Here is a 15,774-nt window from a genome sequence, read left to right on the forward strand (position 1 = left end):
TCATGGAGCTTTTTTGATTCTACAGAACGTATCATCCAATCTTTCCCGTTATTCGAAAAGAGAAAACAGCCGAACTATTAGAAAATGGTATAATAAAAAGTCTCTTTGCATATATTGTACAAATGACGAAGTCATGTACATATATGGAAGGGGTATATTCATGGACAATATTTCTATAGCAAATGGCTATAATGTATACAAAGATATACAGGTCCGTACAGGTGGTGAGATCTACATTGGTGTAGTTGGCCCTGTCCGCACAGGAAAATCAACATTTATCAAACGGTTTATGGATTTGTTGGTCATTCCGAATATTGAAGATGTTCATAGTAAAGAGCGTGCAATCGATGAACTTCCTCAAAGTGCAGCAGGCAAGACAATTATGACAACAGAACCTAAATTCATACCAAAAGAAGCAGCCGAGATTGGATTATCTGATGAAACAATGGTAAAGATTCGTTTGATCGATTGTGTTGGTTTTATGGTAGATGGTGCGTCTGGTCACATCGAAAATGATCAGGAACGGTTAGTAAAGACGCCATGGTTTGATCATGAGATTCCATTTACACAGGCAGCAGAGTTAGGGACCCAAAAAGTAATCAGTGAGCATTCCACAATAGGCATTGTAATTACAACAGATGGCAGCTTTGGAGACTTATCAAGAGAGAATTATGTGAAAGCAGAAGAGAAGACAATCAGTGAGTTGAAGAAAATGAAGAAACCTTTTATTGTGCTTCTTAACACGAATAAACCATACTCCGATGATACAAGAGCGCTTGCAGATAGTCTTATGGAGAAATACAATGTTGCAGTAATGCCTGTTAACTGTGAACAATTACGTAAAGATGATATTAATTCCATTATGGAGACCATATTAAATGAGTTCCCAATTACGGAACTTGATTTCTTTATTCCGAAATGGGTTGAAATGTTATCACCAAATCATTGGTTAAAAACAGATTTAATTAATAGTGTTAAGAATATCATGCAGAATATTAATCTGATCCGTGATGTGAAGTCGGAAAATGTTCGATGTGATTCGGATTACATAAAACGCTGTAAAATTGACCGCGTGTCTATGCAAGATGGTAGTGTTAAGATCTTCGTTGACTTTGATGATAAGTATTATTATCAAATCTTAAGTGACTTGATTGGAACACCAATTGAAGGAGAGTATCAGCTGATTGCCACCTTACGTGAACTGGCTGCCATGAAGAATGAGTATACGAAAGTCGGTGGTGCCATGGATGACGTTCGCTATAAGGGGTATGGCGTTGTTACACCAATGCGGGAAGAAATCAAGATTGAGCCACCAGAGGTAATTAAACATGGAAATAAATATGGTGTGAAGATTAAAGCAGTGGCCCCATCCATTCATATGATCCGTGCCAATATCGAAACAGAGATTGCGCCAATCGTAGGCAGTGAAGAACAAGCAAACGATCTGATTACGTATATCAAAGAAAGCGCAGACGAGGAACCAGAAGGAATCTGGGATACCAATATATTTGGAAAATCCATTAAGCAATTGGTGGATGAGGGTATTAATAATAAAGTGCATAATATGAATGACGAAAGCCAGTTGAAGTTACAGGAAACGTTACAGAAAGTAATTAACGACAGTAATGGTGGCTTGATCTGTATTATCATATAAAGTGGTTTACAACCTTCTCTTGTGTAGAAAAACAAACCCAGTTTTTCTTTCACTTGTGGGAGGTTGTTTTTATCTATTGACCTAGCTCCATCGCTCAGCCATGGTAACTTTATGATGCTTTTTGTATTTTCTTTGAAAAAGGTTGACGATATTACGAAATTGGACTATAATTCTTCTAAATAAAAACTTCGATTTTGTAAGATACGAAAGGAGTGATCGATATGAAAAAATTGGACAGGGTGATTTATCAGTAATTTCATATGCTGTATGCGAAGCTTTATGCTTCCGTATACAAGGAACCTTTCGTAGTTAATTCAAGTAGACTTGCTGAAAGGCAAGTTTTTTTGTGCCCAAAATTGGAGGAATGTGTAATGAAGAAAGAACACGAGAACGTCCTGTTGAGAGGACGAATCAGTGAAATGCAACGAAAAATCTATACAATAGAATATGATCAGGGAAGTGTAAAAGCTCAATTAAGTGGACATTTCTATAAAAAGACTATGGATAAACCGGTAGTTGGAGACTATGTATTGTTTTATAAGAATACCAATGGAATATCCTTGATCAAAGAATTACTGAAACGAAAAAGTATCTTGAAACGTCCAGATCAGTCGGGACATCTTGCTGGTTATGTTAAGACGATGAAAGAACAGGTATTGGCTGCTAATTTTGATTATGTATTTATAATGGATTCTTTGAACCAAAACTATAACATCAATCGAATTATGCGATACATAACAACAGTCTTACAAAGTGGGGCAAAACCGGTTGTAGTGCTAACAAAAGCAGATTTATGTGATAATCCAGATTATTATGTTCGTGAGGTAAAACAGGTATCGAAACAAACAGATGTATTTGCAATCAGCGCAGTAACAGGGGAAGGGTTGGAAGCGTTAAAACCATATATGAGAGAAGAAACAACGATTGTATTCATAGGCTCCTCAGGTGTTGGTAAATCAACCTTGGTCAATGCCATGGCAGGGAAAGAAATCATGAAAACAAGCCAGATTAGAGTAGACGATGCCAAAGGTCGTCATACAACAACCCATAGACAGTTAATTACTTATCCATCCGGAGTAACGATTATCGATTCTCCGGGAATAAGAGAGATTGGAATGTGTGATGTGGAAGAAGGAATAGAGCATACCTTTCCTGATATACTGGAATTAAAAGGTCAGTGCCGATTTTCAGATTGTAAACACAAGACAGAGCCAGGATGTGCGATTAAACAGGCACTTGCTGATGGTACTTTATCAAGAAATCGCTGGAACCTATATTGTAACCTTACGAATGAAAATGATTGGGGGACGGAGAAACTTGCTAGAAGGAGATAGAAAGAACGAACGAAGTGGAGTAGAATCTATCAACTCTTCTGGAACATAGAAGAAAAGGAATTGCAGAAAAGTTAGGACGTATTGTTTCGGATAAGAAGTTGCTGTAATAGGTAACAGCAATATAAGTGTAGGAGGGAGGTCATAGGATGAGAGAGCTGAAAAGAATAAAAAGAATAAAAAGAAGATGGAATCATATGTTTCAATTACAGGTATTCTTTTTTTGGATTTCTATGACTTTTTCTGTACTACCGTATCAGATGGTTCCGATATATGGACTTTTGGGAGAAGTACGAGAAACTACCGTACTGAGTGAACTTGAAATAAGCAATATACAAGCAGCAAAATGGAAATTACGGTTTAAAAATCAGAAGCAAAGGAATGGTCTGAACGCGTGGTTTGCACTATGGATGGTAATAATCTTTTTTATCTTTTATTCCTTTAGCAAGCAGTTCCTCATACATTTGAATATCGTATTGTGGAAGGTACGAATGAATTGTTGATCCTTACGGCATTACTATACTTAAATGACGAAAGGTGATCGATATGTTTGAAAAAGATTATATAATGAGAATTATTCATGAAATGGTACGAGCCGTCTTAAAACTCGTTTTTCGAATTGATACGGATTCTCCTACTACGGTATTAGTTGAAGATACAGAGAAGAGAGAAGTGTTAGAGAATCTATTGGCACTGTCCGATGATGGCCAGATTAATGATGCAGAAAACAAACTTTTCGAGCTACTGGAAGAACAGTCTCGTGACCATACGATGGCAGCACTATTGTTCTATGAACATTTGAATGCTATGTCGGATGAATTCCTGGAAGCACACGATTTTACGAGGACAGAAGTACAGGAAGGTTTGAAGGCAGCATTACGACATTGTAAGATTAATTTCTTTCAGTAAGATTCGTTTGTTTATGGTTTAGATTTTGGAGTGCGAAACTTGTGCTTATATGTTCTAGGAGAACAAGTAAACTTCTTGAAGAAGACATCTTTAAAATAGTTGGCACGGTTAATCCATATGATGCAAGCAACCTTGTAAAGAACCAGCTATTAATATTCCCAGGTAGATAACCGATACATATTGTAGAGAAGATTCTTAGTACTCATTTCATGATTTGCAAGATGCTTCATAATTTTTCTGTATCTATCACAATAGAGAAGCCGACGAACTGTGATGAAGGTATTAAGCGAGAAGATAAGTAAATGAGAAAGTTAAAATTTAAGGTGGAGTTATAGGGAAGGAGAGTCTACATGAGAATTACAGAATGTGTTGTATGGAATACGATACTACGAACAGGATACATAACGAATAAGACAGATTCCTTTCAATCTGTTTGGACAGATGAATTACAAAAAAAATCGTTGTCTAGTAAAGATGCAATTGTAGTAATGAAGAAGGATTATTATGAACAAGGAGATTCCATATTCGATTCTCTTAAGGAACAAACTCTGAATTATAATCGGTCTGGTTATAGAGCTAATCTTAATAATGTTTTGAGTTATGAATGGAATCAGGTAAAGCAGACAACAAACGGGATTGATGGAGAAAAAACGAATCAATCTGAGAAATGCAGTGGATCTGATAAAGCGGAAAAGGCTGAAAAAACAGAAAGTAATATTGTTGTAAAACCGGATGGTTCGCGAGTATTAGTAATCACAACATATGTATGCGGTATGGTAACAACGATGAGTTTGGAATTATCAAAGGCGACGGAATTTGTGAACGATAACAATGATAAAATGCCGGGAGATACTGAGACATGGAATCAATCCATTGAGTCAGGAATGGAAATCCAATAAGTTCCTGATAAGAGTACATATTGACGAATAAGAGAATTATGATATGCAGAAATAGATACGTTAGTATACGATGTATCTGTTTCTGCATATTTTATGTCTCTATAAATGTATAACAATCGCATATAAACAACATGTAGTGACGAATGAAGCTAGACGTGATTACGCAATCGTTTTGTTTGTGATTATTTGTATGAATATGAAAATTAGTATGAAATACTTGACCTTATACCAGTAACATGATAAATAATATAACACAAGGTAATCGATATATTATGTAGAAATTTCTACTTTAATAGATTATCGGATATAAAAAAAGAATGAGAGAAGAATGGAGAGAACCCTAATGAACATACAGATTTTTGGAAGAACCAAATGCTTTGATACGAAAAAAGCACAGAGGTATTTTAAGGAAAGAGGTGTTAAGTTCCAATTTATTGATCTTTCGCAGAAGGGCTTAAGCAAAGGGGAATATCAAAGTGTGAAGCAGGCAGTAGGGGGTATGGAACAGTTGGTAGATCCAAAAACAAAGGATCAACAAACTTATCTTTTGTGGAAATATCTTGCAAAAGAAGACCAGGAAGAAAAATTGTTGGACAATCCCCAGCTATATAAGACACCAATCGTTAGAAATGGAAAAAATGCAACAATCGGGTATCAACCGGATGTTTGGAAGATCTGGGAGTAGCCTCTTAATTTTGACGAAAAAACAAGTCTGTAATTGTTTATTGTATCTTAGTTCTTTGGTCCTACAAAAAAGAAGAATGTGGTAAAAATGCATAGGATTGCCATAATTATTAAAAAGTTTTGACATATAGTTGACAAATTTACGCAGTATTGGTATAATACTCTCGTAATATATTTAACAATTATGTAACAAATTAAAAATTTCGATTATAATATGAGTTACATAAGAGTACAAAAAGCAAATATTTATATGTCAAACTACTAGGGATAAGAAAAGTAAATTGGGTAACAGGGAGTTACCAATAGGAATAGAACCATAGATCAAACCGATACGAGAGATTTGTAGATTGTTTAAACAAAGCGTTTAGGAGGCGTATTATGAATTTTAACAAGAAATTGCTTAAGATTTCAACATTATGTGTTGCTGGAGCAGTTACAGTTGCAGTAAGCGCAGTTGGAATGGGCGCAATGTCATATACTACAGAAGAACCAGTTGCAGGTATTTCCATTTCATTGGATGATTACTACTCTTCAAAAAGCACAGCAAATGAAGTTGCTTTTGCTGGCGTATTAGCTAAAACGGTTGAGAATTCTTTTGAAGATGCAGAGAATACAACGGAAGAAGAAACCGATGAGCAAGCTCCAGAAGAAGAACCTACGGAAGCTACTGCGACGGATCAAGAAAAAGAAGATGCGATTGCGCTAAATTATGAAAATCTTGGAATAGCAAAAGTAGATAATTATTTGAATATCCGTGAAAAAGCAGGGGAAAACAAAAAGATTATTGGAAAGCTTCCTAAGAATGCTGGTTGTGAAATCTACAGTATTTCAAAAGATGGATGGGCAAAGATTAAATCTGGTAAAGTTGTTGGCTATGTATCTGCTGAATACCTTGTAACGGGAGATGAAGCAAAAGAATTAGCGAAGGAAGTTGGAATGATCGTTGCAACGGTTAATACAACAACATTAAAAGTTCGTGAAAAAGCAGATAAAGAATCTACTTGTTTAACGTTAGTTCCAGAAGGGGAAGAACTGGAAGTTAAAAAAGTAAAAGATGAGTGGGTTAAAGTTGTTATTGATAATGATAAGGGATATGTATCAAAAGAATATGTGGATTTATCTTATCAATTAGCAAAAGGTGTTTCTGTTGAAGAAGTGGAAGCTGGAACGAATGGAGTATCTTCAACTCGTGCGAATATGGTGGCCTATGCAAAACAATTCTTAGGAAACCGTTATGTATGGGGAGGTACAAGTTTAACAGGTGGTACCGACTGCTCTGGATTTACAATGCGAATCTATCAACATTTTGGAATTCCTATTCCAAGAACTTCTCGTGCACAAGCATCAAGTGGAACAACAATTTCAACATCAAGTGTAAAACCAGGAGATTTGGTATTCTATAGCAATGGTGGTGGAATCAACCATGTTGCTATGTATATTGGTGGTGGTCAGGTAATTCATGCCAGCAATCCAAGAAGTGGTATTAAGATTAGTAATATGTATTATCGTACTCCTGTGAAGGCTGTTCGTTACTTTGACTAATGGAATGAATCAATGATGGTGAGATCATAGGGTTTTAACAAATTCGAATTGATTTCATCAACTAAATGATAGAATAAAGGTGAGGAAATCAGATATTAATCTGTAAGCCTCACCTTTTTATGTTGTAACGTATCTTTATTGTGTTAAAGTATCTTTATTACGTTTTGTTCGTTTTAACTTTTCATTATATAAAAAATGGAAAAAATGTACGTTCCCTATCCTTTCCTGTTTGAAATAACTAACTGTATCATGTATAATGATACTTGTGCCAATCGTACTAAAATCCACATTCAGAAATCGGATGGAAGTATTATCGAGAGGAAAGATACGATGGGGATTACGTAAACAATTAGGAGGAACACCATGAAATATATCATTTGTGTAGTTGCTATAATTATTTTTCTTATCATCATAAGTAAGAAGGAAGAAAAGCGCCGTATGCTCGTGTGGAGAGAACGGATTCGCAATGCCTTCGGAGAGGTGCCGGAGCAGGAGTATACATCAGAGTATTTCAAAGGGTTACAAGGATATTACCAGTATAAGAAAGTTACTAAGGGTGATGTGGACGATATTACCTTTAATGATCTGGATTTGAAGAATATCTATATGTTATTAAACAATACAGAAAGTTCTGTAGGGGAGGAATATCTCTATTATGTGTTACGCCAATTACGCTTTGATAAAGAAGAGCTACTAGAGCGAGATAAAGTGATGGAGTATTTTACTCAACATGAAGAAGAACGAATCAAATTTCAATTAATCATGAGTCGTCTTGGTAAACTTCCGAATCTTTCTGTATTTACCTTTATGAACCGTATGAAGGAATTGAAAGCTTATGGTCTGGGGCAACATTATTTCTGTATCGGATCATTACTTGTGGCCTTTGGTATCTTAGCAGTTGAACCTAAAATAGGTATTCTGGCTGTCTGCCTTACGATTGGAAATAACATCTATCAGTACTATAAGCGTAAAGGAACGGTTTCTGATTACTTCAAGATTTTAGCGTTTATCGTTAGACTTCTTCGTAGCGTAGATGAATTAGAAAAACAAGACGATCCATTTTTACGACCATACGTGGAGAAGATGATAAAAGTAAAACAGGATTTTCGTTATGTAAAGAAAAATGCGAAATGGATCAGTTGTGGCTCCAGTATGAATGGAAGTCTTTTGGATAGTATATTAGATTACGAACGTATGCTTTTTCATACGGATTTGATTAAGTTTAGTCGTATGGTCAAATTATTGAATGAGAAAAATGATGAATTGGTTATGATCTATGAAACGATCGGTTTTCTTGAAAGTATGCTTGCAGCAGCTTCGTTCCGTCAATTACTTGATTTTTATAGTAAGCCGGATTTGGTACCAGGGGTAAAACCATTTATAGAGGCAACGGATCTATATCATCCATTGTTAGATGAGCCAGTAACGAATTCGATTAAGGAGAAGCAAAATATTCTAGTAACAGGATCCAATGCTTCCGGAAAATCAACATTTATAAAGACCGTTGCAATTAATGCAATTCTTTCTCAAACGATCTATACAAGTACAAGTCATGGTTATCGTGGAAATTATTATCGTGTCTTTACTTCTATGGCGTTACGGGATGATATATTCAACAATGAAAGCTACTATATTGTTGAGATCAAATCATTAAAGAGAATTTTAGATGCAGTAGATGAAGAAACACCGATTCTATGCTTTGTAGATGAGGTATTACGAGGAACGAATACACTAGAACGTATAGCGGCTTCCGCACAGATTTTACGTAGTTTATCAAAAGGGTATGTGCTTTGCATGGCAGCAACCCATGATATCGAATTAACCTATATATTAGAGAGATATTATTCCAATTACCATTTTCAAGAGGAAGTAGTGGACAATGATGTATTGTTCGACTATCGCTTATGTAATGGAAGAGCCCAGTCAAGAAATGCAATCAAGTTATTAGGAATGATTGGATATAAACAAGAAATCATTGACCAGGCAACAAAAGCAGCAAATGATTTCCTAAATACGGGGACTTGGGAAACGATTTAATAGATGGGTTTCCAGATTAATTTCAAATTAGACAATAAATATATGAGACACGGGAAAAGGGAAGGTTGATACTATGCAGTTAACTCCAATGATGCAGCAATATATGGAGATAAAGAATCAATATAAGGATTGTATTCTATTTTATCGTTTAGGCGATTTTTATGAAATGTTTTTTGAAGATGCTACCATTTGTTCGAAAGAGTTAGAGATTACGTTAACGGGAAAAAACTGTGGGCAGGAAGAACGTGCTCCTATGTGTGGAATCCCTTATCACTCTGTGGATGGCTACTTAACGAAGATGATTAGCAAAGGGTATAAGGTTGCAATCTGTGAACAGATTGAAGATCCTAAATTAGCAAAGGGAATTGTAAAGCGTGAAGTAATTCGAATTGTAACACCTGGTACAAATCTGAATACCCAGTCTTTAGATGAATCGAAGAATAATTATTTATGTGGAATATATTATACAGACAAATGCATTGGAGTAACATTTGTTGATATTACAACGGGGGATTACTATGTTACAGAAGTTGACTCTAAGAAAAAATTATTAGATGAGATTAATAAATTCCTCCCAACAGAAATCGTAAACAACGACGCATTTACTAGTTCAGGTGTAGATATTACGGATTTAAGGGAACGCCTTAAGATTGCGGTATCAACATTGGATAGTTGGTATTTTGAACAGGAAACTTGTGAGAAGAGCTTGAAGGAGCATTTTCAAGTGACATCCCTTGACGGTTTAGGTTTGCGGGATTATCCATATGGGGTAATTGCGGCAGGATTTGTTATGCGTTATCTCTATGATACACAGAAGACGTCTCTTTCACACTTGACACATATTCAACCATATATTACAAGCAAATACATGCTACTTGACAGTTCGACGAGAAGAAATCTAGAACTGACAGAGACGTTACGTGAAAAACAGAAACGAGGTTCTCTTTTATGGGTATTAGATAAGACAAAGACTGCGATGGGTGCTCGTCTATTACGTAATTACGTTGAGCAGCCTTTGATTGATATCGACTTGATTAATGAACGGTTGGACTGTATTGAAGAGATCAACCAATCAGCAATCACAAGAGAAGAATTACGGGAGTACCTTAATCCAATCTATGATCTGGAACGTTTGATCAGTAAAGTAAGTTATAAAAGTGCAAATCCAAGAGATTTAATTGCGTTTCGTGCATCGTTAGAGATGTTGCCATCCATTAAGATTCTTTTAGAGGATTTTCATTCCCCATTGATGCAAAAGATTGACCAAGACTTAGACACGTTAGAGGATATCTGTGCATTAATCACAGATTCCATTGAGGAAGAACCACCAATCTCCCTTAAAGAGGGTGGAATCATCAAAGAAGGGTATCATGAAGAAGTCGATCGATTACGTCATGCCAAAACCGATGGGAAATCGTGGTTGGCGGACTTGGAAGCGAAGGAACGAGAGAATACAGGAATTAAGAATCTGAAGATCAAATTCAACAAAGTATTCGGGTACTACCTAGAAGTAACTAACTCCTATAAAGACCTTGTGCCAGATAGTTGGAATCGAAAACAAACCTTGGCAAATGCAGAACGATATATAACGCCAGAATTAAAAGAATTAGAAGACATGATCCTTGGCGCAGAAGATAAATTGTTCAGTCTAGAATATACTTTATTCGGAGAGGTTCGAGACCAAATTGCAGACCAGATAAAGAGAATTCAAACAACAGCAAAAGCAATAGCAAAATTAGATGTATTTGCCTCTTTGGCATTTGTAGCAGAACGCAATAGTTTTGTAAAACCAGACATGAATGAGAGTGGAATCATTGATATTAAGAATGGACGTCATCCTGTTGTTGAGAAGATGATCACCAATGATCTGTTTGTAGCCAATGATACCTTCTTGGACAATGAAGAAAATCGGGTATCCATCATTACGGGACCAAACATGGCAGGTAAGTCAACCTATATGCGGCAGACTGCCTTGATCGTGTTAATGGCACAGGTGGGAAGTTTTGTTCCTGCAGAATACGCAAAGATTGGGATTGTGGATCGTATCTTTACCCGTGTTGGCGCATCGGATGATCTGGCGTCAGGACAGAGTACATTCATGGTGGAGATGACAGAAGTCGCCAACATCTTACGGAATGCAACGAAGAATAGTTTGTTGATCTTAGATGAGATCGGGCGTGGAACAAGTACCTTTGACGGATTAAGCATTGCTTGGGCGGTCATCGAGCATATCAGTAATAAAGAAATCATTGGTGCGAAGACATTATTCGCTACCCATTATCATGAATTAACGGAACTGGAAGGAAAACTAAGTGGTGTTAATAATTATTGCATTGCAGTAAAGGAACAGGGAGAAGATATCGTATTCCTTCGTAAGATCATCAAAGGTGGAGCAGATAAGAGTTATGGAATACAAGTGGCTCGTTTAGCTGGTGTTCCTGATGCAGTACTCCATCGTGCCAGAGAAATTGTGGATGATCTAACCGATAATGATATTACGGAAAAAGTGAAGCGAATGTCAGACTCACTTGCTGAGAGCGCGCTTACAAGTGAAACGGTACAAGAAGCAACAGTACAAGCAACCGAGATTGACAAGAAGAAAAAAATAACAAAAAATCAGAATGAAACCTATGGAACACAGCTGTCGTTCTTTATGGTTGATGAAACAAATCAAGTAATTGATGAGATTTGTAACCTTGATGTTGCTAATATGACACCAATGGATGCAATGAATACCTTATATCGTTTACAAAAACAGATCAAAGAAAGCAAGTAACGTAGAGAAACTTAGGATAGTCTTATGTCAACCATTTTGCGTTATGGACAGATTAGAAAGCGTGGTGTTAAGAGATGGCAAAGATAGAATTGCTGGATCAAAATACAATCAATCAAATTGCTGCTGGAGAAGTAATTGAGCGTCCGGCGGCGGTAGTAAAAGAATTAATTGAAAATGCAATTGATGCCAAAGCGAATGCTATTACCGTTGAAATCAAAGAAGGCGGTATTAGTTTTATACGTATTACGGATAATGGAGGCGGTATTGCAAAAGATGATATCAAAGTTGCATTCTTACGTCATTCAACAAGCAAGATCCGTTCTGCTCTTGATCTGCTTCATGTATCTAGTTTGGGGTTTCGAGGAGAAGCTTTATCAAGTATCGCCGCAGTTGCGCAGGTGGAATTGGTTACGAAAACCCCTGGTGAACTAACGGGAACGCGATATGTGATTGAAGGTGGTGTAGAAAAGACAATGGAAGAAATAGGTTGCCCAGAAGGAACAACATTTCTTATTCGGAACTTATTCTACAACACGCCTGCAAGAAGAAAGTTCTTAAAGAGCGCGACTACCGAAGCCTCCTATATTGGGGATATTATTGAGCGGATAGCAATTTCCCATCCTCATATCTCCTTTAAATTCATGAGCAATAACCAAGTGAAACTGCATACGTCAGGGAATGGAAATCTGAAAGATATCATTTACAATGTGTATGGAAGAGAGATTGCTTCTAACGTTGTACAGGTCAAAGAAAGTAGTGAGAATGTTCAAGTGGAAGGCTTTATAGGAAAGCCGATCATCTCCAGAGGAAATCGAAATTATGAAAATTACTATATCAATGGACGTTATGTGAAGAGTAGTATTGTGAATAAAGCGATTGAAGAAGCCTACAAATCCTATACCATGTCTCATCGATATCCATTTACAGCCATTCATCTGCATATACCAGGTGAGTTTATCGATGTGAATGTTCACCCTACTAAGATGGAGATTCGTTTCCGTAATAGTGAGGAAGTCTATACAACGGTGTATCATACCATTAAGGATTGTTTGTCGGGACGGGAATTGATTCCGGCCGTTACATTGGTGGAACAAAAGGAAAAAGAAAAACGATATGAGAATACACCAGAACCGTTTGAAAAAAATCGACTACGTGAGAATAAAAATCAAGGTGGGAACACCAGAGCCATGGTGAAGGAAACTGAGATTGGACGAATGAAGGAAATTATCAAACATCCCCATGAAGCCATTCAGCAGAATCGAAAGGAATCTCATTCTGGTAAAGATTTTGAAACCAAGGAAAATCAAGTGACCGAGGTCCCACAGAAGGGACAGGCTGAGAAGTGTGAAAATAGATTGGTTTCTAAAGAAGAAAGTTATGAACATAAAGTCGATCAATCTAGAAGATTAGAAAATAACAATGGAGAATTATACCTTACCAATCAGAATACCATCAATCAAACGAAGGGGAGTCAATATGAAGATTCGATAACTCCTAGTGAAGCACCAAAGGTAGATGATGCAAGAATCCAAGAAAACGAAGTAGTGAAGGAAGCGGAAACGTATGGACATGGAGAACAGATTAGTTTATTCGAGGATAAGTTGATCTCTGAACGGGCTCGTCCTCGTCAGCGAATCATCGGACAATTATTCGCAACCTACTGGATTGTGGAATACGATGATAAGATGTTCATGATCGATCAGCACGCGGCCCATGAAAAAGTGCTTTATGAGAAATTATTGGCTAGTTATAAGAACAAAGATAATACTGCACAAATGTTACAGCCACCAATTATCTTGTCTCTTTCTATGAGAGAAGAAGATGCTTTGAAAAAACAGATGTCGGTATTACAGGAGATTGGATTTGAAATCGAACATTTTGGTGGAAAGGAGTATTCCGTTCGCTCGATACCAAATAACTTGCTGGGTATTGCTGAACGAGAATATTTGATTGAATTAATCGATTCTCTAGTTGAGGATAATCATACCAATCTAGTAGAGTCTCTTCTTGAAAAAGCAGCTTCCATGTCATGTAAAGCGGCTGTAAAAGGCAATAACAAGTTGTCTTTTGAAGAAGCCAATGCATTAATCGATGAGCTGTTACAATTGGAAAATCCTTATAACTGTCCTCATGGTAGACCGACAATCATATCTATGAGCAAATACGAAATTGAGAAAAAATTTAAGAGAATTATTTAGCTCTCTTTTTTATACGCGCTGAGCACAGTCAGCTTCAGCTGATATCTACCTTATGTACCACTACGAACTTCAGCGGGGCGAGAGCGTGCCCGGAGTGAACGATGTCTTGTATTACATGTTAGACAAACTTGATTTGTGTAAATTGACGGACTTCAAATAAATAAGGGGTTTTGACACTCGAACCCTATTATAGAAAACAGAGACACAACCTTTTGGGAGTGTCTCTGTGAGTTTACTCTGACAAACCGGAATTTATTTAGCTTTTGTTCTTTTGATTTTATCACCAATGATTGAAAAAATAAAGTCTACAATCATTGAAACTACAAATGTCACAATGATATCTATAAAACCTATTTTATCTTTCATAACCACATTGACGATAAGCATTCCAATAGTTAGTGACACTCCAAATTCCAATGCTTTCATTACTCTTTCTTTCATCTGTTTCCTCTCTACCTTTCGACTTTTATTTTTTATTTTCATTGTATATCCACATAACTAAAGTGTCAAACAATATAGTTCGAATGACTTTGGGTTTGTTGGTTGTGTAATCTGTCATAGCAGGCAAGGAAAGAAAAAGGTAACGAGAAAACAGTTCGTTTCCCAGTAAGCAAACGAACCGTTGTTTTACAAGAACAAGGTTCTTTGCTATGATACTTATAACGTATTGATCAGTACAGACTCAAACTTTACACATACACGTTTTGAATGAGTAGGAAGCTGTGATTGTGTGAAGTTTGAGTACAGAATAAAAACTAGGAGTGTAAAGCATATGAATATACAACAATTTGGCTCAAATCTTGTACAGTATCGACAAGCAGTAAAAATGACACAGGAAGATCTAGCAATGAGACTGGGAGTTACATCGCAAGCAGTATCCAAGTGGGAGCGTGGTATTGGATATCCTGACATTGAAAGTATCTGTTCCATTGCAGAAATCTTACATCTTACGTTGGATCAGTTGTTCAATAGCAGTGAGAAGATTACGGAAAGCGGAAATTCGCAGGACATACATCGTGTGATGAGTGAAATTCTTGCTGACCCAATCATGTTTCAAGCGGGAGAATCCTTTCTACCTATGATGATGAAGGAAAATGCAGAACATTTTAAAGGAATTCAAATTATTAGAGAAGAAATTGCAAAAAAATATGGGTATCTCATGCCAGTAGTACGAATGAAGGATAATTGTGAATTAGCAAAGAATCAATATCAAATCTGTATCTATGATGAAGTAGTCATTAATAAGACGATTACTGATATGGAGACATTTTCATTTGAAGAAATCTATGCTCAGATCAAGGAGGTTGTTACGAGTCAGTATGAACGAATATTAAATCGCCAGCTTGTTAAGAATCTATTGGACAATGTAGAAGAACATTATCCAGTGATGGTAAAGGGTTTCATTCCAGAGAAGATTTCTTATGGAACAATGCAAAAAATTCTTACTGGAATTATCCAAGAGAAGAAACCGATTCGTAATTTAATAAAGATTTTGGAATGGATTGAAGACGATCTCAATAATAAGATTGCTGTTGAGGAAATTGGAAAACGAATTGCAGCAAAGTTATAGAAAGTAAATAGAATATATTGCTGATGGACATGCATATAATGATAAGGAGCTGTTGTAAATTCGCATACAACAGTTCCTTATTTTGATGTTAAACGGAATTGTTCCAATATTTTTAAGTTTTAATTAAGAAAAGGGAAATCCAATTGCACTTAGATTATGTTTCAAGTATAATTA

General features: G+C 36.5%; 12 protein-coding genes. 11 read left to right on the plus strand and 1 reads right to left on the minus strand.

Annotation, left to right across the window (positions count from 1 at the left end; genetic code table 11):
• Positions 1 to 160: 160 nt before the first annotated feature.
• From spoIVA to mutL, 10 genes are all read left to right on the plus strand, one after another.
• Positions 161 to 1,654: a stage IV sporulation protein A gene (gene spoIVA, locus HBB17_RS05330; protein ID WP_167956406.1), complete on the plus strand. Its 1,494-nt coding sequence runs from the start codon at positions 161 to 163 to the stop codon at positions 1,652 to 1,654.
• A gap of 371 nt (positions 1,655 to 2,025) precedes the next feature.
• Positions 2,026 to 2,988 carry a ribosome small subunit-dependent GTPase A gene (gene rsgA / locus HBB17_RS05335; protein WP_167956408.1) on the plus strand — a complete coding sequence of 321 codons (963 nt, stop codon included), beginning with the start codon at positions 2,026 to 2,028 and terminating at the stop codon, positions 2,986 to 2,988.
• A gap of 146 nt (positions 2,989 to 3,134) precedes the next feature.
• On the plus strand, positions 3,135 to 3,488 hold the full coding sequence (locus HBB17_RS05340; RefSeq protein ID WP_167956410.1) for a hypothetical protein: 354 nt from the start codon (positions 3,135 to 3,137) through the stop codon (positions 3,486 to 3,488).
• A 43-nt stretch (positions 3,489 to 3,531) separates the two neighbouring features.
• Entirely contained in the window at positions 3,532 to 3,894 is a 363-nt protein-coding gene (locus tag HBB17_RS05345; protein ID WP_167956412.1) for a DUF6483 family protein, read from the plus strand.
• Positions 3,895 to 4,244: 350 nt separating this feature from the next.
• Positions 4,245 to 4,793, plus strand: a complete 549-nt coding sequence (locus HBB17_RS05350) for a hypothetical protein (protein WP_167956250.1) — start codon at positions 4,245 to 4,247, stop codon at positions 4,791 to 4,793.
• A 343-nt stretch (positions 4,794 to 5,136) separates the two neighbouring features.
• Positions 5,137 to 5,478, plus strand: a complete 342-nt coding sequence (locus HBB17_RS05355) for an arsenate reductase family protein (protein WP_167956414.1) — start codon at positions 5,137 to 5,139, stop codon at positions 5,476 to 5,478.
• A gap of 377 nt (positions 5,479 to 5,855) precedes the next feature.
• Complete coding sequence (locus HBB17_RS05360) at positions 5,856 to 7,019, plus strand: C40 family peptidase (protein WP_167956416.1); 1,164 nt, start codon at positions 5,856 to 5,858, stop codon at positions 7,017 to 7,019.
• A 363-nt stretch (positions 7,020 to 7,382) separates the two neighbouring features.
• Positions 7,383 to 9,056 (plus strand): MutS-related protein, encoded by a 1,674-nt coding sequence (locus HBB17_RS05365; RefSeq protein WP_167956418.1) that lies wholly within the window; start codon positions 7,383 to 7,385, stop codon positions 9,054 to 9,056.
• An 88-nt stretch (positions 9,057 to 9,144) separates the two neighbouring features.
• Entirely contained in the window at positions 9,145 to 11,832 is a 2,688-nt protein-coding gene (gene mutS, locus HBB17_RS05370; RefSeq protein WP_167956420.1) for a DNA mismatch repair protein MutS, read from the plus strand.
• A gap of 74 nt (positions 11,833 to 11,906) precedes the next feature.
• The gene (gene mutL / locus HBB17_RS05375) at positions 11,907 to 14,030 is read left to right on the plus strand and encodes a DNA mismatch repair endonuclease MutL (protein ID WP_167956422.1); all 2,124 of its coding nucleotides are present in this window, start codon (positions 11,907 to 11,909) and stop codon (positions 14,028 to 14,030) included.
• A 252-nt stretch (positions 14,031 to 14,282) separates the two neighbouring features.
• Here the strand turns inward: mutL and HBB17_RS05380 are convergent, their stop codons facing one another.
• A complete protein-coding gene (locus HBB17_RS05380) occupies positions 14,283 to 14,471 on the minus strand; it encodes a hypothetical protein (protein ID WP_167956424.1) in 189 nt (62 codons plus the stop codon).
• 331 nt (positions 14,472 to 14,802) lie between these two features.
• Here HBB17_RS05380 and HBB17_RS05385 point away from each other — a divergent pair, with 331 nt between their 5' ends.
• Positions 14,803 to 15,600, plus strand: coding sequence for an FHIPEP family type III secretion protein (locus HBB17_RS05385; RefSeq protein ID WP_167956426.1), 798 nt, complete (start codon positions 14,803 to 14,805; stop codon positions 15,598 to 15,600).
• Positions 15,601 to 15,774: the final 174 nt, after the last annotated feature.

Source organism: Anaerosporobacter faecicola (genome assembly GCF_012070565.1).
Lineage (GTDB): Bacteria > Bacillota > Clostridia > Lachnospirales > Lachnospiraceae > Anaerosporobacter > Anaerosporobacter faecicola.